Genomic DNA, 19,711 nt, shown 5'->3' with positions numbered 1-19,711 from the left:
GGGAGCGCCGCCGTCGCGCCAGAATGGTCCCGACGTGATCGGCGTGTACTTTGGTTCTCAAGAAACGGGATAACCGCGGCGACCTGCCGGTACCCCATTGCACGAGTTTCGTCGTCGCGGCGCGTGCGCTGCGGCGGCGAGGGGAACGCCGAGGCTCTTGGGTTTTCCCTCGCCTCTGACTTCATATGGCACAAGCGGTGTCCCTGCGTAGGAGGAGACTGCCGGGAATCGGGGCGTCCCGCTTGTGTTTCTCGCTGGCGATTGTTGGCCCGCCAAGGTGGATTGGATCAGGGCTGGCAAGCCGGACAATGCGCCCCGCCGTGACGAGTACCAGTGCTGATCGGTCCGAAGCTCTTCCAGCGCCTGTTCCTTTGAGATCACCGGTTCATAATCGAGTTCTCGGCGGGCCTTGCTGATACTGAGTGAAATTTCCACCGCTGACGTTGCATAAGCTTGCAGCGTCAACGGCGGCACGATCGTTCCCTCGGATAGATCGGCAAGTAGGTCACCGGTCGCAGCGACGGTCCGGACGATGCCCCGCGGTACGGACTTCTCGAGTACGTTCAGTCCCTGAGTTTGCAGGAGCGCCGAAACGAAGGTCCGGAATGCGACAGGCGCTCCCTCGGAGATGAAATAGACTTCACCGCCAAGCCCGTTAGTCAGCGCCCGGTCGACCGCGACACTGAGGTTGGCGACATGGGTTGTCGAGGTCAGGTAATTGCTGCCGCTGATCCACGCGAATGTGCCGGATCGCGCCGCATCGACCAGAGCAGGAAGAGCAGTGGTATCGTCCCGCGCCCAGACGAACCGTGGGCTCAGCACGACAACCGGAGATTCCGGAGCATCGCAGTCCAGGGCGATCCGTTCCGCCGCTGCCTTGCCACGTGAATAACCTCCCGCAACTTGCGCGACAGAGGAAGGGTCTCGTCCACCTTGATCAAGGACTTTCCCGTCGCGAGTATCGATTCTGTGCTGAGATGACCAACCTTTCGGATGCCAGCCGCACGGGCAGCCTCCATCACGGTTCTGTCCCACCTCGTTCACATGCTGCTGGCGCTCGGCGGCGGGGCCGTGGCCGTGTCTGCGGCCGCGTGCACAAGGGCGTCGCAACCAACCATAGCCGCAGCGATGCCGCCATTCAGGATATCGCCGCGATGAGGGATCGCGCCGAGTGTCCGAACGATCTTTTCGGCCGCTGCGGACAAGAGCGGCCACCTCGATCCCTCCCCCGACGAAAGTCACAGTTCATCCTTGACCTATCCACCCGTTACAGAAGGATCGCATAATGTATCGTCAGGAACGGATCATCGACTGGCACTGCATGGATTGTGCGGTATCGCGGGGGGCAGTGCTGTGTTTGCTGGAGATGTTCGACGCACGCGCAAAGGTGGACCAGGCCCTTGAACGCAAGAGACAAAACCATGTAGAAGGCCGCTTCTGATACTGAAGGAGATTTAATATCAAGAAGTTGGTTCAAGTCGTTATCGTCATTTCCGTTGCGGTCATGGTGATGTTTGGTGGGCGCTGGTACATGTATGTTGCGTTTGGCGAAAGCCCTTACGACGAGGTAGGGATCGCGCTGAATGGGTACATGCCGCTCCCTTTGCGGAACTGGGGTTGCCAAAAGATGCAATCGAGGTTCGAAGGCAATCTTCCGCCTTACGGGTGCAGTGGTCCTGACGGACGCAGCTGGCTCTGATTCCGAGCTCACTCGGCGGCTCGCACTGCCGCCCGTCGTCGTCGTCCCTCCCCATCGCCACAAGTGAAGGTGGCAGCATTGGCTGGTTCGGTCTTGTTGTTCCGTAGCTGGTGATCCGGTCCGTCTGTCCGTTCATCGACCGATTCACAGTCTTACCGGCAACGTCAACGAAAGTCGTGCCGACACTTCCCTGGTTTCGGGGAGTGCGACATCGGATTCCGGATCGACTCGATCCAGCCGTTCTTAGTGGCGCGTCCACTCGGTTCCTCGCTGGTTTCAGAAAGCCTCGGCATAGGCTTTGCCCGGGAATGGACAACCGTTGGCTCGACCGGACGGTGAGGGTGATCCTCAATCACCGTGCCGACGGTGTGCGTCCCAGTATTTAAGCTGCAAGGGGCCGTATTCAGGACAAGGGATGCTAATCGATAAAGCCGGGGTACTGCACTTCCTCGCGATTTACGCCTTCGGAATCCAACCGGACCGGAGTGAGCTGTGCCACGTCGGACATGTACCGATGCGCGACAAGCCAGTCGTGCAATATAGCTTCGATCGCGCTGGCTCGACCTGGAGGTGCTGGTGAAAGTTCCGGGTCAGTCATGTAGGCGGCGAGACCATTTTCAATTTCATCTGTCAGGCGAGGGAAATCCGTCGAGTCCGACATTGTTGGCTACTCCTCTGTTCACGAAGGCAACCCGCGTGCCGTCCGCTCCGCCTCGAACACCAAGCATCAGAGGCTGCTTTTCGGAACCTCTTCGTCAAAGCGTGTCTTTTCGCGTGCCGGGTCGTCTTCGAGAATTTCCTCCTCGCCGTCTTCCGGCAATGCGTCGTCAGGGTGGATGTTGGCCTCATCGCGACTCGCTGCGGGCGGCAAGCGTCCGGTTTCACCAGGAAGATCGCCTCCGGCGTCGGGGACCGCTCCGGACCTATCTGGAAGTGGAATCGGTTCGAGATCCATCTCTGGCGGACGGGGCCTCGCGATTGGTTCCGAAATCGGATGTTCGGTTTGGTCGTCTCTCGGATCGCTCATCATCTGGCTCCTTTCCAATTGAAACGTGAACCAGCTGGCGGCCGTAAAGTTCCGAATTCGGCGGGTCGGAGTTGCGTCCACAACAGGGATCGGTCGAGCCCCGCCAGCATCATGACGACCTCGTCGCGACGGAACTTTGTCCGGTCGTAACCATTAGCCGTCAGATGGCCTGACTTGGGCCAGTCTTGACAGAATAGGAGAGCGTCATGGCGAACGAGGAAGAACTGAAAGAGAAATTCTGGAAGGCCCTGAAGTTAGATCGCACCGTGATGTTGGGCCTTTCCGGGGCGGCCGATGGCCATACGCGCCCTATGACGGCACTGATCGAAGAAGATCATGGGCCACTGTGGTTTTTCACCTCCATCGACTCCTCGCTTGTGACGGAACTTGCGGGTCGAGGGCGTGCGATCGCCACTTTCTGCTCGAAGGGGCACGACGTTTTTGCAGCTATTCATGGCACCCTGTCTGTCGACCGCCAGAGGGAAAATGTCGACCGGCTCTGGAACCCTTACATTGCCGCCTGGTACGACGGCGGAAAGGACGATCCAAAACTCGTGCTACTGAGGTTGGACGCAGAACACGCCGAGATCTGGAAGGATGCTTCCAGCATCTGGGCAGCCGTCAAGATATTGTTCGGCGCCGATCCGAAAGCCGAGTACAAAGACAACGTCGCCGACGTGAACTTGAACTAGTTTCAATCGAAGTCGGGTAGGGGGCGTGACGGCTCGACCAAGGGCGCTGGCAAAAGCGACCGCCACATCATCGAACGAATATCGCTCCGGCCCTTCGACAAATTGAACGCCGCTATCGTCGAGCGGCGCGGCCATCCGCAGGGCGGCAGCGACGCCGAGGTCCGCTGGAGCTACCATCGGAATTTTGAGATCGGCGGGAAACATGGTTGTGATGGCACCTTCCCTGGTCTCCTCGAAGAGCGCGTCGAGATTGCTGAAGTAGTAGGCGCCTCGGTTGACGGCCATCGGGATTTCCGTGGAAGCCACGTTTCTTTCGAAATTCCACAGCACCGAGAGATCGCCGATCGCGTCACGGTGGTAGCGGCGTGAGGACACCGCTTTCGGACTTCCACCGTATTGCAAAAGCCATGCGCGATGTTGTCAAAACGAGCAGCCACGCAGGACGTCGCAGCCAGGCCTGTGCCTCGGCTGACGGAGCGCATCAGGCATCTCTTCGATGTGTGATGGTTGTGCAGATCGGCGGCAATGCTGTGCCGGAGGGGGCACAGCATTGGGGGGTGATTATATGAGAAAGCGCTCGCTCTGGATGAACTAGAATTGTCGAGCAGCTCCGATTTTTCCACCAATCGATCGGCTACCGTCGCCTTCGAAGTTGAGAAGGAGGCCCGCGTCCAGTGACCAAAGGTCGGCAGTTTGTATCGACAGGCCGGCCCTCACAGTGCCGAAGGCGCCTGCGCCATCGAGGCCCGAGAAACCTCCCGTCAAGCCGAGCGCCGGCGTCATCGTCGAACCGTTCTCAAGTGTGAAGGATCGGGCGATCTCCGCGCCGAGGCTGATACGCAGCTGTTCCTCGTCAAATCCGCTGATACCAATTGCATCGCCTGCATCATTGCTGATGCTGTAGTCCTCGACCTTCTCGATAAAGTAAACAGCTCTCATCTTCGGCGTCAGGACGGTGTCGTTGCCGAGGTTCCACTGCCCTTCGAGCGAGGTGTCAGCCAGCCAGCGCTGCGTGTCGAATGTCCCGTCCCACAGTGGCATGTCGACGGTGTTGGAGGAACCGCCATAGAGCAGATTGGCATTCCAGAAAACACCCGAGCCGATCTCTAGCGAGGTATAAGGCCCGAAAAGCCAGCCATTGCCCTTCAGTTCGGCGTTCTCGTCGGTTGGGTCGGTCATATGGTCGTAGTGGAAAGACAGCCCGAGCAGGGCCCGCTCGTTGAGCAGGTAATCCGCCCCCAGATTAAGCATGGCAAAATTTCCCCATTTGCCACCGTTGGTGTCCCTGTCGTTGTGGGCGAGGATGGCCCCGTCGATCCAGACGTTGAACGGCGATGCAGCACTGCCACGAATGTGATCCGCGCTGTCGCGTGCCGACTCTATCTGCGCGAGGCTGGAGGAGAAGCTGACGTTCAAGCCGTCCTTTGATGGCGTCACGCGCGCGGTCACGGGATCGGTGCCCGTGCCTATCCTCCGGCGGTCCATCAGTCCGGGGACGTGAATGGTGGAGGCGATCAAGTCTTGCCGCCTCTCTACGAAAGCCTGGACCAGTTGATTGGTGTCTTCAGCCACCTGTTCAACATTGTAGGCCACGTTGTAGGTCACGGTGCCTGTGTCGGAAACACCCTGGGCGTTGGTCAGCCTGAAACCGACGCGGACTTTTCCGGAATAGGCAGGATTGGGGGTGAACTGAAGATACCAGCCGACGAGTGCAGCAGGACCCACCTGCGCCAACTGACCTTGAATGATGCGGGCAGTCCCCGCATTCGAGGGTTCGACGAAGGTGGTGTCGGCCGCCACAAATGGGCCGCCGGTGGCACCACGGTTCAGATAGGTGTCCGTCGGCGAGGTACCAGGTTCGACATCGACAACTTTGTCGGTGACGGTGACGGATCGAGGCCTTACCACCAGAGTGTAGCGCACCGAACCCGCAGCGCCGTCGCCATCCCGCACCTCAATGGAAAAGACGTATTCCTTGTCTTCAGCGTCGAGAGTCAAAGGACCAGTCAGTTCCCCGGTCGTGATGTTGAGCACCATTCCCTTCGGCAGGCTTCCAGAAGCGAGGCTGTAGGTCAGCAAGCCGGTTCCGCCACGTGCACTGATCGGTTGGCTGTAATCCTCGCCGACCATGGCTTGCTTTAGCGCCGCCCCCTCGCTTGGTGTGAACGCAAAATCGACCGGAGGTGCGGTGATCGTCATGGCATAGTTCACCGACGTTCTGACGTTGGTTGCATCGGTTACAGCGACTGTGAAGCTGTACTGCCCAGACGTGGTAGGAGTTCCGGAAATCGCGCCTGTCGTCGGATTGAGAACGAGACCGGCGGGGAGTGGCCCGGACAGGCTGAACGCGAACGGCGCTGTTCCGCCGGTCAGCGACAGAAGCTGGTTGTAGGAAACGCCGATCCTGGCGTCGGGCAGGGCTCCGCTTGCGGGCGTTATGACGACGGGCTCGGCCTGATACGTGTAGCCACCGGGAAGCGCAGCCGTGCCGCCCGGTGTAGTCACTGTAATGTCGGCAGATCCGGCGGCATGGGCGGGCGTTGTTACGGTGATTGAGGTCGCGCTGTTGATGGTGACCCCGGTTGCACCAATCCCGCCGATGGTGACGCCGGTCGCACCTGTCAGGTTGGTGCCGGTCAGCGTAACGGAGGTTCCACCGGCCGTCGGGCCGGAGGCGGGTGAAATGCCGCTCAAGGTCGGAGCAGGCGCTTGGACGGTGATGCTGACGATTGCAGGTGCGGACGTGCCGTCGGCATTGGTGGCTGTATAGGTGAAGCTGTCAGCCCCATAGTAGCCGCTGTCGGGCGAATAGACGATCGACGTACCCGATGCGGTCGCCGTGCCATGGGCGGCTTGTGATGCAACCGCAACGGACGTTGCCACGCCGCCCGTGATGCTCAGAGTGACGGCATTGTTGGCCGAGTTGGCGGCGACCGTTGCCGAGACTCGATTGGCGACCGGCGGCGCCGGTACGACATAGCTGAAACCACCGGCAAGTGTCGCCGTTCCGCCCGGTGTCGAAACGACGACGTCGATGGATCCGGCGGCATGGGCCGGCGTTGTCGCGGTGATCGAGGTCGCGTTGTTGACAGTGACGCCGGTTGCCGGGACGCCACCGAAGATTATGTCAGTCGCGCCGGAGAAGTTGGTGCCGGTCAGCGTGACGGAAGTCCCTCCGGCCGCCGGGCCCGAGGCAGGGGAAATATTGCTCAAGGTCGGCATAGGTGCGCTGACCGTGATGCTGACGGTCGCGGGGGCAGACGTGCCGTCGGTATTGGTGGCCGTGTAGAGGAAGCTGTCGGCGCCGTAGTAGCCGCTGTCGGGCGAGTAGACGATCGACGTGCCTGTTGCAGTTGCCGTGCCATGGGCGGCTTGCGTTGCAACCGCAACGGATGTTGGCGTGCCGCCGGTGATGCTCAGGGTGATCGGATTGTTGGTCGAGTTGGGGGGCACGGCGGCAGAGACCGCGTTGGCGACCGGCGGTGTCGGTGCGGCGTAGGAGAATGCGTTGTTAAGGGTCGCCGTGCCGCCGGGTGTGGTGACGACGACGTCAACGGTGCCAGGAGTATGGGCGGGGGTTGTCGCGGTGATGGAGGTCGCGCTGTTGACGATGACGCCTGTCGCAGCAGTTCCACCGATGGTGACCGCGGTGGCGCCGGTGAAGTTGGTGCCGGTCAGAGTGACGGAAGTTCCACCGGCCGTCGGGCCGGACGCGGGTGAGATGCCGCCCAGGGTCGGAGGTAGCGCCGGGCCCGAGCAGACGATCGATACAGCGCTAAGATACGTCAAGGCTTTGATCTGGATGCTAAGGCCAGCAGTATTTAGTGCCGTGTGGCTGCCGGAGTGGGCTCCCGCCGAGCCGGTGTAGCTTGAATACCTGTAATATACGGTGCTGCTGTTGGCGTTGTTGAGCCTGATCTGCGCCGAGTTGATCTCAGGCACGGTTTTCGGATCCCCGCCATTATCGGTAAACGAGACGGTCAGCGTTTCTCCGGCGTCAAATTCCGAAGCGGCGAATGTCTGAGAGTAGGAGGTGGTGCCACTCTTGCTGTTCAAGGTCATGCAGGCTGAAGACAGGGCATATGCCTGCGAAGCCGTCATTATAACTGCTACGGCCGACAGAGCTGAAAGAGCCGGTGCCTTCGAATGCCATGACTGCCAAATTCTTGAAAATGAAGGGAGTTTCTGCAGGAAGGATTTGGCTTTGGTACCAATCATGTCTCTAAATATTCCGTCGAACCAGTGCTGTGAGCGGCATGCCTGCGGCAATCGCGAACGAGCATAGTTTCGTTCCGGTTTCCCGAACAGGAAGCTGTTGGAACGGTTTGGAACGGTTTGGAACGAAAAATGTGCAGGCAGGGCAACACTCAGCGCGAATGAGCACTGAGATGGTTGCGCGACCCTTTTGACTACAACCTTCGACCCATCCGCGACGCCTGCATCGCCTATGTATTGGGTGCATCCGCGCGATGTTCCGGAGTAATTGCCAGCGCGTGGTCCTCAAACCTTGACAAGACGATCATCGGAAGCGAGTGCAACCCGGCCATCTGCCCATCCTCCATCTGAGGAGCCGATTGAGCGGGCAGCGATGAGGTAGGCGAAGTTGATGTTTGTTCTGCGGGTCTTCTTGTCCGCTCTAGCAGTATTGGTCTTGAGCACTGCCGCCCTGCCAGCGCGCGACGGTGGCGACAGCATCCGGACCCTGGAAGTGCCTGTCGATCAATCCGAGCCGTTGTCGCTCGACGGTTTCGTCGAGGCAGCCCTGGTCCAGAATGAACAAGCGACGCTCGAGGATATGCTGAGACAGCAATCCTTGTTCACACCGATCGTCGGCCACGACATCAATCTTGGTTTCGTTCGCACGACTGCCTGGATGAGATTCGCTCTGGTTTTGTCGCCTGAGGCTCAGCGGCAGCAGACAGTCTTCTTATCGATCACGCCGAACTTCACCGACGAGCTGGAAGCGTATGTCGCGCCGCGGACCTTGGACCTGAAAGCGCGAGATTTTGAGCGCCACCAGATGGGCGATCACGCGCCGCGCTCGCGCGCAAACCTCAGCGCGTCGGCGAACATACTTGGTCTCGAACTCGTTCCGGGACAGCCTACCGTCGTCTACATCAGAGCGCGCAATGTGGATGCCAGCCTCAACGTCTCCACGGTACTGCTTTATCCAAGCGACTACGAATATGGCGCGATCGTCCAGAACCTCATGCGAGGAGCATGGTTCGGAGGTATGGGCATCCTCCTCGTCATCCAGTTCTTCTTCTTCTATTTCGATAGAAAAAAGTTCTACATCATCCTTGCGATGGACATCCTGGCCGTCAGTTCGACGTATTTCGGCAGCCTCGGACTGGCGAGGCTGTTGTTTTTTAGCGAAGGTGGTTTGGGCAACGACTACTTAACCAGCGCCTCGTCATGGTTTGGCCTGACTGCCGGCGCGCTGTCGATTGCCGGCATCTTGGAGCTCAGGCGCCGTTATCCTCTTGTCGCTCTTTACTTCTGGTTTGCGGCAGCCGCTGGGGCCATTGGCGTCATCTGCGTGTTTGCAGGTGTCAATCGCTACTTCGTGATTTTGGCGGGCCCGGTCATTCTGGTGCTCACCACGCTGGCAATGATTGTGGCGCTTCTGGATTTCCTCCGTTCGCGCGACGCACAACACGGCCTCAATCTGGCAGCATTTGGTCTATTATGGGCCGGTTTGATCGCAACCAATGGCCAGCGCTACGGTGTATTTCCCCTGCCGAGCTGGGTCGCGAGTTCCTATGCCGCAACAAGCATAATCCATTTCACTCTGTTGACGGGATCGTTGGCCGTCAGGCTTCGCAATGCGGAGGCTGCAGCAAGGGAGGCGGATCGCCGAGCGCTTGTGGCGGCAACGGTTGCAGAGGAACACGCCAACACCCTGGTTCGAGAAAGGACAAGGGAGCTCGAAGCGGCTAGACGAGTGGCGGAGAACGCCCTGTCTGCGGAGTTGCAGGCACAGGATCGACAGGTGCGCTTCATGGAAGTGATCTCGCATCAATATCGGACGCCTCTCGGCGTTATACGAACCAATCTGGAAAGCATCGGGCTTACCTTGCGGAAGGATGATGATCCCAATCGTCAAAGACTGGATCGGGCGCATCGAGGGGTCGCTCGATTGGTCGAGGTGCTAGAAGTCAATTTGACGCGAAGCAAGCTGCAAGGCGCAGCATATCAGCCAACATTCCTGGACATCAGCGTGGCAGAGTTCGTTGCGGCCATTTCCCGCAGCGCACGCGATCTCCTCCATGGGGCGAGCCTTATCGTCTCCATGACAAAGGAGGCGGAGGATGTACGAATTTCGGCAGACGGGGAGATGATCCGGCTGGCCGTCATCAATCTCCTTGAAAATGCGTTCAAGTACTCTGCGCCCGTCGGTTCGACGACGATTTGGCTGGATGTCTTTTGCGAGGCGGGCGAGGTTCACCTGCGGATCAGTGACCAAGGTATAGGCATAGGCGACGAACCACCAATGCATCTCACCGGCCATACGGTGCGCGGGGCGAATGCCGCTCACATCATCGGAAGCGGCGTGGGCTTATCACTCGTCAAACGGGCCACCGATGCGCATGGAGGCCGTTTCGTCCTCTCGACCAGGCAGGGAGGCGGAACCGAAGCGACGATCGCTCTGCCGTTCCTAACATAGGCAGGCGAGCGGAAGGCTTCCAGAGTAGGAAAACTTAGGCCGGCGATGTCACATCCAGCCAAGGCTTTTGCAGTTTTAATGCCTTGTGCTCTGCATCCAATTGCGGTCGATCGAACAGCAGGCTAGGGATCTGGGGAGCGCTTTGCGGAGCACTCCTGCATTCAAATCGATGAATAAGCTATCCATGGCAGTCAAGAACTCTACGCCCGTAACTGATCCTGTCAGGGTGATCCTGATCGAAGATGATTTCGACATGCGCCAGGGCCTTACGGATTTTCTCCGTCTCAACGCGTTTGCCGTGACGGCGGTTGGAAATGGCAAGGAGTTCGATCAGGCGTTTGGGACCGAAACCTTCGATGTCGCCGTCGTCGATGTAAACTTGCCGGACATCAATGGCTTTGAGCTTGCGCGGGTCATTTCCGAGACGACGAACGTCGGTATCATCATGTTGACTGCGCGCACCATGCGAGATGACAGGCTCAGAGGTTATGCCGAGGGAGCCAATCTGTATTTGACCAAGCCGGTCGATGGTGACGAGCTCGTCTATGCAATCAAGAACCTTGCAGGCCGGATCAAACAGTCGGTTACGTCGCCTGTGCAACGCGAGCATGGCCCAAATTGGGCTTATGACCGTGTTGCGCAGCGCTTGGTGTCGCCGCAAGGAACGGCGGTCACCCTGTCGGGACGAGAGGCAAGGTTGCTCCTAAAGCTGGCTGAGGAGCACGGGAAGGTCGTCTCGCGTACAGCGCTTGCGCATGCCATGGGATATCAAGACACGAGTTTGGAGAGCCGCAGCATTGATGCTGTCTTGCGGCGGTTGCGGTCAAAGGCGCGCGACGCAGGCATGGAACTGCCCATTCACGTGGTTCATGCGTTGGGGTTTCATTTCGCCGGAGGTATCGAACTGTCTACTCCGAGCGGTATTTCTCCGAGATGTTCGAGACCCATGGTCTGACCGGCAACATCGCCTATAGCTGTGATGACACCTTCTCGCTTGTGTCGCTGATCTCCGCGGGCCTCGGCATCGGTTTTGCGCCGGAATGGACGAAGGATCTGCCGAACCGAGGTTTCGAGCTTCGGCCGGTGCGTGGCGTTGATCTCAAGATCGGGCTTGGGTTGCCTGGAACAAGGACGACCCGACTGCGTCGCGGAATGACATCATAGATATCGCCCGGTCGCTGGCGCGGCCAGGCAGGTGAGGAGAAAAACTGGAGCCCTGCGCAGCGCGCCGTCTGCCTTCAATTGCCAAGCCGATAAAAATGAACTTCGCAGAGGCGCGGCGAACGGATCGAACGTGTTTAGACGGGCACACGCAAGAGCTGACGACGCCCTGCATCAGGACGCGCTTCTTCGAAACCTTGTTCGATCCGGGCCGGGGCATGATGGCACAGCACGACCTTGTCAGCGCGGACCGGCCCTCGGCGGCGAAAAGGGGCCGCATTGCCACGATAATCAGCGCGTCCGGACGGATCCCGCCATACTTGTAACTCCCACCGTGTCCTCCACTCGCGATAGCCTCTTCCTGCCACAATCGCTGGAAACGCTATGGAGGAAGGACATGCCGACGTTCGCAGCAACGGGACCATCGGTGCTCAAGCGGGTGGATAGCCTCACCGGACGGCTCGGCCTCGTTGCGAGCGCAATCTTGGCCGCGGCAGCCTGCTTCACCCGCCGGGGTGTTCATATGCCCCGCTTGGCCGCTTTCCTGAGCCCTACGAGATTTTTTCACCTGCCGCCGTGGCTGAGCATATCCGCAGCTCGCGGCACCATTTCACCCGAACGCGAGGAGACTGAGAATGAAACACGCTGTCGTTTCGCATGATGACTGGCTAGCCGCCCGTCTGGACTTGCTGAAGTCGGAAAAGGAGCTCACGCGTCGTCGCGATGAGGTCGCTCGAAAGTGGCTGGAGCTCCCATGGAGGCGCATCGAGACGGAATATGTGTTCGATACGCTCGATGGCCCTCGCACGCTGGCTGATCTCTTCGAGGGACGATCCCAGCTTCTGGTGCAACACTTCATGTTTGCGCCGGGATGGAAGCAAGGCTGCCCGAGCTGTTCTTTCATGGCCGATCATACCGATGGTATGAACATGCACCTGGCCCCGCATGACGTAACCATGATCGCCGTTTCTCGGGCCCCACTTGCCGAGATCGAGCGCTTTCGCCAACGCATGGGGTGGCGGTTCCGCTGGGTGTCTTCGAATGGCAGCCCGTTCAACTTCGATTTTCGGGTCAGTTTCACGCCTGAGGAGGTCGCCAGCGGGCATATCGACTACAATTTCGGGCAATGGAGCGAACTTGGCGAGGAATGGCCGGGCGTCAGCGCCTTTTTCAAGGACGAGGACGGCAGCGTCTTCCACACCTATTCCACTTTCGGCCGCGGCGTAGAGGTAATGATGGGTACCTATGCCCTTCTCGATCTCATGCCGAAAGGTCGCAACGAAGCCGAGGGGATGGAGTGGCTGCGTCATCATGATCGATACTCATGAACGCCCCCCGAGACACAGCATAGCTACAGGTTGGCAATGAGAAAATGGTGGGTTGCCGGATCCCGCTTGGGTTCCGGCAATTTGCTTCGAGCCACGGCCGATCCAATCCTGGTCCTCACAGAGGCAAACTTGTAAATCGTCATAGGCATGCCTCGAACCTCCAGGTGGTCAAAATTCCGCATGCATCTCGCGAAACAGGCGCGGAGCGATGCCGAAGCGGCGTTCGAACGCTTCGCAGAAGCGTGTCGCGGGCGAAAGGCCGACCTCGGCCGCCACCGATTTCAAGGAAAGCCCCCGACAAAGCAGCATGCGCGCGGCATCAAGGCGGGCCGTTTCGACGAAGCGGGCGGGGGACTGGCCGATGACCGCAATGAATCTTCGATGGAACGTCCGCTCGCTGAGCCCGGCGCGCTCCGCCAGCCTTGGAACATCCAGCTGCGAACCGAGGTTAGCCAATATCCACCCAATCAGGTCCGCAAAAGGACTGTCGGCCTTTACCTGAGCGTGAAGTAGCGGGCTGAACTGCGACTGGTAGCCGGGGCGGCGTGCATAAAGCACGAGCCGCTTGGCAACCTCGCCGGCAATGTCGGTCGATACATCCTGCGCGACCATGGCGAGCGCCATGTCAATGCCGGTCGTCACGCCTGCGGAGGTCCATAGCCGGCCGTCGACGACGTAAAGCGCGTCCGGGTCGACGCTGATGGCGGGAAAAGTTGCAGCGAGCGGGCCACAGGCATCCCAGTGGGTGGCGACGCGATGCCCGTCGAGCAGCCCGAGCCTTGCAAGGACGATCACCCCCGAGCAGACAGATCCGAACCGTTGCGCCTTGCCGACAAGTTCCGGGAGCCAGGCCTGCCAGGCGGGGTCTGCCAGAACTGCCAGCAGATGCTCCCTTTCAGCGCCGGCGACAAGAAGCGTATCGATCCCCTCTCGGGCGCACGCCTCCAGGCTTCGGGTAAGCACGGCAATACCGCTACTACTCGTCACCGTTCCACCCGCTGGCGATACCAGGTCGACCGCATAGAAGGGCGGCTTGCCGCTATGGCCAAGGGCGCGGTTGGCGCCGGTGAAAACCGAGATCGGCCCGGACGTGTCGAGCAGCTCGAAGCCGGGATAGACGACGAAGGTGAGGCGGTGCATTGGCAGAAAATACGACATATATGTCATTTCCGCCAGAAAATGCGCGCGATACCCTGAGATAGCAAGCAAGCAGATCGGAGTGCCGATGTTCATGCGCTATCTTCTTCCCGTGGGTCTGGCCCTTCTTGCGATACCGTTTGTCGGCTTCGGCCTTTGGTTGGCGACCCTGCGGGCCACACCCGCAACCTTTGCGCCGCCGGTCATTTCGGAAGCCGAAACGGAGGTCATGCTGTCGGCGCTGAAGCCGCCAAAGCGTGCCCGACCGCTCATTGCCGTCGTCGGAATAAACGACGCAACGGAAACGACGGACTACCTGATGCCCGTGGGAATTCTGCGACGAGCGGACATCGCCGATGTGACGACCCTCTCGAGCGGATCCGGTTCGGTCAAACTCTATCCGGCGCTCACCATAGAGGCCGACGCGACGATCGCGGCCTTCGACGCGCTTCATCCCAAGGGAGCCGAATACGTGATCGTTCCGGCGATGAGCCGTGATGACGACCCGGTGGTGACAGTCTGGCTGCGCAAACAAGCAGAGGGTGGGGCCATCATCATCGCCATTTGCGCCGGCGCGAAGGTTGTCGCGAGCGCCGGACTGCTCGACGGCGGCCGAGCGACGACCCATTGGTACTATCTCGGTGAACTGTTGAAGCGCCATCCGTCGATCCGCTACGTTGCCGACCGGCGCATGGTGTTGGACCGAGGCATCGCGACCACCACGGGCATAACCGCCTCAATGCCAATGATGCTGACCTTGATCGAGGCGATTGCCGGGCGCGGCAAGGCAGAGGCGGTTGCCCGCGCGCTCGGGCAGGATGGGTGGAGTGCCGGGCATGACAGCGGTTCCTTCCGCCTGACGCGCCCTTTCGTTACGACCGTGCTCAGCAATCGTATTGCATTCTGGAGCCGCGATCGTTTCGGCGTGGCGCTCGAGCCGGGGATGGATGAAGTCTCGCTCGCGCTCGTCGCCGACGCCTGGTCGCGCACCTATCGCTCGAGCGTCGAGATTTTCGCGGCCTCGCCCACGTCCGTGACGACGCGCAACGGCGTGCGCGTCCTTCCTGACCGGGTTGTCGCTTCCTGAGCGGGCGAGCGGCTGGTGCCGGACAAGCCGCCGGCCGAGGCTCTGGACAGCGCCTTGCAGGAGATGGCCGCCCGTCATGGGCAGGGAACCGCTGATGTGGTTGCCATGCAGCTCGAATATCCGCAACAGGGCAAAGGGCGATGAAGGCGTTGATCGCAGGCGCCGGCATTGGCGGGCTGACCGCGGCCCTCTTCCTGCACAGAGCGGGGTTCGAAGTTGAGATATTCGAGCGTGCCGACGCTGTACGCGAGCTCGGCGTCGGCATCAATTTGCTGCCGCACGCCGTCGGCCTCCTGGCCGACCTCGGGCTGGCGGACGCGCTTGACGCAGCGGGAATCCGCACGCGCGAATTGATCTATGCGAACCGTTTTGGCCAGATCATCTGGCAGGAATTGCGCGGTATCGAGGCCGGCCATGCCGTGCCGCAGTTGAGCATTCATCGCGGCAGGCTGTTGGGCCTTGTCCACGACGCCGTCATCGACCGGCTGGGGCAGGGGAGCATCCGCACAGGGTGCCGCGTGCACGGCTTCGAACAGGACGGCCAAAGCGTGACCGTCCACTTGTCTGAAGGCGGAAAGGCATCGCTGGCGCGAGGCGACTTACTGATCGGTGCTGACGGCATTCATTCGACCGTGCGCGCAGCGCTATATCCGGAAGAGGGTTTGCCGGTCTGGAACGGTGTCATGCTTTGGCGCGGCGCAACGCGCTGGCCGATATGGCGGGACGGTCGCACAATGGCGATCGCCGGCGGCAACCACGCCAAATTCGTTTTCTATCCGATCGGGGAGGACCCGGACGACCCGGCCATGCGCCTCACCAACTGGGCCGTGATGGCCCGCAGTCATTCGCTGCAAACGGGCCGCACCCTTGGGGACTGGAGCCGTCCGGGAGACCTTGCACAAGTCTTACCCTTCATGCGGGATCGCTTCCGCCTGGAATACGTCGATCCGGCGGAGATCATTCGCGCTACCGGCGCGTTTTATGAATATCCCAACTGCGACCGGGAGCCGCTGCCACGCTGGTCGTTCAGGCGCACCACGTTACTGGGAGACGCCGCCCACCCAATGTATCCGGTGGGCTCGAACGGCGCGAGCCAGGCTATCCTCGATGCCCACTCGCTGGCGGAGCATCTGCGAACCGATACCTCGGTCGAGGTCGCGCTCGGGGCCTACGATGGCGAGCGTCGTCCGCCGACATCGGAAATCGTCCTGTCGAACCGCAAGGGGGGCCCGGAACGCGTTATCGACCTTATCGAGGCACGCGCACCCGACGGTTTCGACGACATCGAGGCGGTCGCATCCCACGAGGAGCGCGAGCAGGTCGTGCGCGGCTACGCGAGCCTTGCCGGGTTTGCCGCGGGCAATCCGCAAGGCGGGGCCGGCGCGGACGACCTCGAAAGGTTATAGGGAGGCCCCATGAACGATCAATCGAAACCACTCTGCGGCGGGGGGGCCTTCAATCTTTGCGACGACTATGCGCGAAGGCTCGCCGGATGACTCTCGAAACCTACGCCGCCTATGCGGCCATCTGCCTCGTCGCGACGATAATGCCGGGGCCGACCAATATGATGATACTCGCCAACGCGATGCGCCATGGCGTCCGTGCCGGTCTCCTGAATGTCGGGGGGACGATCGCTGGCCTCGCCGTCATGATCACGATATCCGGTCTCGGCCTGGCATCCCTCATTGCACTGGCCGGTCAATGGCTCGACTGGGCCAGGCTGGCAGGGGCAGCTTACCTGTGCTGGATCGGCTGGAAGATGATCCGAGATCAGGGTATGTCCCTGGAAAACCGGCAGCCAGCGCCTCCGCGCAGGGGATTTTTTCTGCAGGGTCTATTCGTCTCCCTAAGCAACCCGAAACAGCTCCTGTTCTTCGGCGCACTCCTGCCACAGTTCATCGATCCCACCCTTAATCAAGTGTGGCAGATGGTGATCTTCGGCGGGACTGCGATCGTCTTCTGTCTGCTCTCGGATGGCAGCTATGCCTTCGTCGCCGGGTACATCGGGCGGAGATTGAACCCGATGGCAAGACGGAACATTGGCCGTATTGGAGGGGCCGTGTTGATAGTGGGGGGTGTCTGGCTCGCTTCCGCACGTGGTCGGTAGAGCCCTTTCGCCAGGGCGCGGCGGCGAAGGATGCGGAATGGCGTGATCGTACTGGTGCCGTCACCGGCGATTTCGGGGCTGAGGCACGGTCGCACTCATCAGCCCCGACCGTTCACGGCCAGAAGCTTTGCGCGCGGCACGCAATCCTGCGCGCTCGCCTTACTGCCGCGCGGGCCATGGATCGTAAAGGAGCGTGAGGCGGCGGCGACCTTGTCGGCTCGAACGCGATTCCATCGGCCGAGCTTCGAGGCTTCACTTGCCCGTCATCAGAGGACCAAAAAAGTATGGCCCCGTCGGGGGCGCGACGAGGCCAGAGGCTCTTATCGAGGAGGCTTCACTGGGGGACATCTGTGAAGCCTTGCGCCTGACCCGATCGGGGAAACGGGATCAAGACAATGCAGGAACGCGCGCATTGGGAAATCGTTCCGGCCTTGCAAGAAAAGATGGCGCGAAAGGTCGCTTGAGGGCCAGAAGATTTGATCGGAAGTCAGCAAGAATGGATCCGGCGATGTGGCGCGTGTTGCGGATTGGTTCCGATAGGCGCGGGGTGTCAGAACACTAGTAAAAAAGCGGCTCGTTCAGTTTACCGAGCAACACAAGGACATCTGCCTGCAGATCCAGGCAGGTTTGCTGATAGTTGGCTATCAGCGCTTCCCGACGAGGCAGCTCCCGTTGGAGGTCGGCGAGCGTTGATGAGGCTCGAGCGTATTCCTCGAAAAGACCGTACAGCCGGTGATCTCTGGCGTCGCGCAACTGTTTGCGATGGCGTGGCAAAGACAGAGCCAGCCGTGCTCGACCCAATTGCATCAATCCCATGGTGTACCCTCGGTCCTGCGCGGCGAAAAAGAGGCCCCAACTGGAGATGGGGCCAAGGAGTTTGATGCATGCGTGGGCCCGGAGGGATGGAAACACGCTAGGCCCGCGGTACGAACGCCTGACTTAGGGAGAGGTTCCGCCGCCGGTTGTTTTTCGTCTCGTTCACATAAAGCGACGTGGGCTGATCTTCGGTTATGGGGCCTTCCAACCCTTCCATTTCGCCATTCCAGTTCCTCTGAAGTGTCACGATCATGTCCACCGTTTTCGGCTGTCGCTCGGCAGAATACCTCCCCTGTGCTTGCATGAAATTCCTTCGCCGACGTGCCCATGATGGGCCATCCAGGCAGAATGGCTGGTTTCTGCCTTCGAGCGAACTTGGAACATTCCTCGGGCATCTGCCGTTGAAGTTGGCCAAGCCGGAGGAGCTTTATGGCACACTACAAGAAGAATATTGGCAGCACCCGTCGACGCGTTGCCGCCGGACAGGCCTACGAACTCAACTACTTCAAGCGCAAGCACGGGCTCACAATGGAGCAGGCCCGCGATATCATCAAGGAAGCGGGCAACTCGCGAGAGAAAGCAAACGCGTTGGCTGAGGAGCGCAAAAAGGTTTAACGCCTGCGTTCCGCCAGAATTTGAGGGCTACGACGTTGCGCTTGGTACATTTCCCTGTTCGGGTGGTCGACGTCGCCGGGGTCTGAGCGGCTGTGGCCGCATAGCCTCGGACAATGTCAGCCGCAAATTGAGCACAACCGCTCAAGCTCATGCTCGTGGAGGCTTTGAGCCGCGGCGGAGCCGGCACACACGGAAGCCTTCTTCATGAAGGCGGACGAAGGCGCCGCACTTGGAAAGTGTGCGTTGCCAGCCCGCGTCGTAGATCTGGGTGTGGATGCTGCGACATCAGTTGTTCCTGTCGACGCAAGTGGCTTCAGGCGCCGAGAGAACCGGCTACTTCGACCGCTGCCGTCTTGCGTTGCGCTCTTCATGTGCGCCCTGCAGCATGGCGCTTGATCGCCGAGCGGCCTTTTCGCATCGGGCGTGCAGCGCATCGAGTTCCTTGTCAGTCAACTTTTCGATGCCGACGAATTCATTCTCGGCATCTGTGAACAGAATGATCTCATCGAGCTTTGCCTGGAGTGCGGCGCCATCGCGATTTTGCGTATTTTGAATGAGAAACACCATCAGAAACGTGACAATGGTCGTGCCCGTATTGATCACCAGCTGCCAAGTCCCTGAAAAACCAAAAACGGGGCCTGAAAAAGCCCACGCGAGAACCGTGATGACGCAGACGATAAAGGCAAAGGGGCTGCCTGTCGCATGTGCGGTTGCCGTGGCGAATTTTGCGAAGAATCGATCCATGAGCCAACCTCCGTGGCGAGCATTCCTTTCCTGCTTGCCCGGGATGCACATTCAAACAAAACACTCAGGTGCTTGTTACCCCGCGTCGTAGCGTTTTGAGCGTACGGTCGCCAACGTCGGGTGATTTGACTTGCCCTCGCGCTTCAAACGACAATGGTTCCAGCCAATATTTGTGCCCTCGATCATCCAGGCGCCGGTTGTCTCGGCCGCAGCGTACTGCATCCAGATCTTGGAGCCCTGATTGGGCCCCGGATTTCCGCAGTTGGCCGCTTCAGGCGACAAGCTGAGAGCCGTCGAATTAAGATTGGTTCAAACGCTCTGGTCCGTCTTCGAGGATCGGAAGTGACCCCTCAATCGCTGCGCCAATGAAGGCTTTGCGTGAAAGATCGAGCGCTTCGCCGCGCTCCAATGCGCCATAGCAACGGTTCCGTGCGCGCTCATAGAACCACCCGCCCTGGGGCAGCTCGCTTAAATATTGCAGTGCTTCTTCTGGTCCGTTGATGCAGCGCTCGCCGTGCGTGCCGATCCTGACGGGGTGATCCCAAAAAATGGCATCCATATCCGTTGCCTCCGGTTCGGCAGAAAACCTCCGGGGTGACGCATTGTTCCATGCATCGGATTTGTAACCATC

The 19,711-nt window shown here is 60.1% G+C and carries 17 protein-coding genes and 2 pseudogenes; 11 read left to right on the top strand and 8 right to left on the bottom strand.

Annotated elements, in window-relative coordinates; genetic code table 11:
- Window positions 1-57 precede the first annotated feature (57 nt).
- A complete protein-coding gene (locus tag M2267_RS28180) occupies window positions 58-1,215 on the bottom strand; it encodes a hypothetical protein (protein ID WP_429119189.1) in 1,158 nt (385 codons plus the stop codon).
- A 70-nt stretch (window positions 1,216-1,285) separates the two neighbouring features.
- Here M2267_RS28180 and M2267_RS28175 point away from each other — a divergent pair, with 70 nt between their 5' ends.
- Window positions 1,286-1,441 carry a hypothetical protein gene (locus tag M2267_RS28175; RefSeq protein WP_429119187.1) on the top strand — a complete coding sequence of 52 codons (156 nt, stop codon included), beginning with the start codon at window positions 1,286-1,288 and terminating at the stop codon, window positions 1,439-1,441.
- 676 nt (window positions 1,442-2,117) lie between these two features.
- On the opposite strand, the gene M2267_RS28170 is transcribed toward M2267_RS28175, so the two are convergent.
- Together M2267_RS28170 and M2267_RS28165 are read right to left on the bottom strand one after the other, a co-directional pair.
- Window positions 2,118-2,360, bottom strand: a complete 243-nt coding sequence (locus M2267_RS28170) for a hypothetical protein (RefSeq protein WP_429119185.1) — start codon at window positions 2,358-2,360, stop codon at window positions 2,118-2,120.
- A gap of 66 nt (window positions 2,361-2,426) precedes the next feature.
- Window positions 2,427-2,726 (bottom strand): hypothetical protein, encoded by a 300-nt coding sequence (locus tag M2267_RS28165; RefSeq protein ID WP_429119184.1) that lies wholly within the window; start codon window positions 2,724-2,726, stop codon window positions 2,427-2,429.
- Between the two features lie 206 nt (window positions 2,727-2,932).
- On the opposite strand from M2267_RS28165, the gene M2267_RS28160 reads away from it, so the two are divergent.
- Both M2267_RS28160 and M2267_RS28155 read left to right on the top strand, forming a co-directional pair.
- Window positions 2,933-3,418, top strand: coding sequence for a pyridoxamine 5'-phosphate oxidase family protein (locus M2267_RS28160; protein ID WP_429119183.1), 486 nt, complete (start codon window positions 2,933-2,935; stop codon window positions 3,416-3,418).
- Between the two features lie 102 nt (window positions 3,419-3,520).
- The gene (locus tag M2267_RS28155; RefSeq protein ID WP_429119182.1) at window positions 3,521-3,787 is read left to right on the top strand and encodes a hypothetical protein; all 267 of its coding nucleotides are present in this window, start codon (window positions 3,521-3,523) and stop codon (window positions 3,785-3,787) included.
- 222 nt (window positions 3,788-4,009) lie between these two features.
- On the opposite strand, the gene M2267_RS28150 is transcribed toward M2267_RS28155, so the two are convergent.
- Window positions 4,010-7,636, bottom strand: a complete 3,627-nt coding sequence (locus M2267_RS28150; RefSeq protein ID WP_429119180.1) for an IPT/TIG domain-containing protein — start codon at window positions 7,634-7,636, stop codon at window positions 4,010-4,012.
- A 388-nt stretch (window positions 7,637-8,024) separates the two neighbouring features.
- Between M2267_RS28150 and M2267_RS28145 the strand changes: the two genes are divergently transcribed.
- The 4 genes and pseudogenes from M2267_RS28145 to M2267_RS28130 all read left to right on the top strand — a co-directional run bounded on the left by M2267_RS28145 (window position 8,025) and on the right by M2267_RS28130 (window position 12,574).
- A complete protein-coding gene (locus M2267_RS28145) occupies window positions 8,025-10,085 on the top strand; it encodes a sensor histidine kinase (protein WP_429119179.1) in 2,061 nt (686 codons plus the stop codon).
- A gap of 169 nt (window positions 10,086-10,254) precedes the next feature.
- Window positions 10,255-11,040, top strand: a complete 786-nt coding sequence (locus tag M2267_RS28140; protein ID WP_429119178.1) for a response regulator transcription factor — start codon at window positions 10,255-10,257, stop codon at window positions 11,038-11,040.
- A pseudogene (locus M2267_RS28135) lies at window positions 10,995-11,284 on the top strand (LysR substrate-binding domain-containing protein); the annotation flags it as partial. The gene M2267_RS28140 and the pseudogene M2267_RS28135, both read left to right, overlap by 46 nt.
- Before the next feature lie 597 nt (window positions 11,285-11,881).
- Window positions 11,882-12,574 carry a DUF899 domain-containing protein gene (locus tag M2267_RS28130; protein ID WP_429119176.1) on the top strand — a complete coding sequence of 231 codons (693 nt, stop codon included), beginning with the start codon at window positions 11,882-11,884 and terminating at the stop codon, window positions 12,572-12,574.
- Between the two features lie 168 nt (window positions 12,575-12,742).
- Here M2267_RS28130 and M2267_RS28125 read toward each other — a convergent pair whose 3' ends face one another.
- On the bottom strand, window positions 12,743-13,732 hold the full coding sequence (locus tag M2267_RS28125) for a GlxA family transcriptional regulator (RefSeq protein ID WP_429119174.1): 990 nt from the start codon (window positions 13,730-13,732) through the stop codon (window positions 12,743-12,745).
- A 67-nt stretch (window positions 13,733-13,799) separates the two neighbouring features.
- On the opposite strand from M2267_RS28125, the pseudogene M2267_RS28120 reads away from it, so the two are divergent.
- The 3 genes and pseudogenes from M2267_RS28120 (at window position 13,800) to M2267_RS28110 (ending at window position 16,905) form a co-directional block, all read left to right on the top strand.
- Window positions 13,800-14,942 (top strand): annotated as a pseudogene (locus M2267_RS28120) (DJ-1/PfpI family protein).
- On the top strand, window positions 14,939-16,204 hold the full coding sequence (locus M2267_RS28115; protein ID WP_429119172.1) for a flavin-dependent oxidoreductase: 1,266 nt from the start codon (window positions 14,939-14,941) through the stop codon (window positions 16,202-16,204). Before M2267_RS28120 ends, M2267_RS28115 begins: the two are co-directional and overlap by 4 nt.
- Before the next feature lie 86 nt (window positions 16,205-16,290).
- Window positions 16,291-16,905, top strand: coding sequence for a LysE family translocator (locus M2267_RS28110; RefSeq protein ID WP_429119170.1), 615 nt, complete (start codon window positions 16,291-16,293; stop codon window positions 16,903-16,905).
- 558 nt (window positions 16,906-17,463) lie between these two features.
- Here M2267_RS28110 and M2267_RS28105 read toward each other — a convergent pair.
- Window positions 17,464-17,721 carry a hypothetical protein gene (locus tag M2267_RS28105; RefSeq protein WP_192448913.1) on the bottom strand — a complete coding sequence of 86 codons (258 nt, stop codon included), beginning with the start codon at window positions 17,719-17,721 and terminating at the stop codon, window positions 17,464-17,466.
- A gap of 429 nt (window positions 17,722-18,150) precedes the next feature.
- Here M2267_RS28105 and M2267_RS28100 point away from each other — a divergent pair, with 429 nt between their 5' ends.
- The gene (locus M2267_RS28100; RefSeq protein WP_429119168.1) at window positions 18,151-18,336 is read left to right on the top strand and encodes a DUF3606 domain-containing protein; all 186 of its coding nucleotides are present in this window, start codon (window positions 18,151-18,153) and stop codon (window positions 18,334-18,336) included.
- Window positions 18,337-18,669: 333 nt separating this feature from the next.
- Here the strand turns inward: M2267_RS28100 and M2267_RS28095 are convergent, their stop codons facing one another.
- On the bottom strand, window positions 18,670-19,080 hold the full coding sequence (locus M2267_RS28095) for a low affinity iron permease family protein (protein ID WP_429119166.1): 411 nt from the start codon (window positions 19,078-19,080) through the stop codon (window positions 18,670-18,672).
- A 298-nt stretch (window positions 19,081-19,378) separates the two neighbouring features.
- A complete protein-coding gene (locus M2267_RS28090) occupies window positions 19,379-19,639 on the bottom strand; it encodes a DUF982 domain-containing protein (RefSeq protein ID WP_429119164.1) in 261 nt (86 codons plus the stop codon).
- Window positions 19,640-19,711 lie beyond the last annotated feature (72 nt).

The organism is Ensifer sp. KUDG1, assembly GCF_050434285.1.
Taxonomy (GTDB): domain Bacteria; phylum Pseudomonadota; class Alphaproteobacteria; order Rhizobiales; family Rhizobiaceae; genus Ensifer.
The sequence above is the reverse complement of the archived record's forward strand: the minus strand, read 5'-3'. Positions and strand labels throughout refer to the sequence as shown.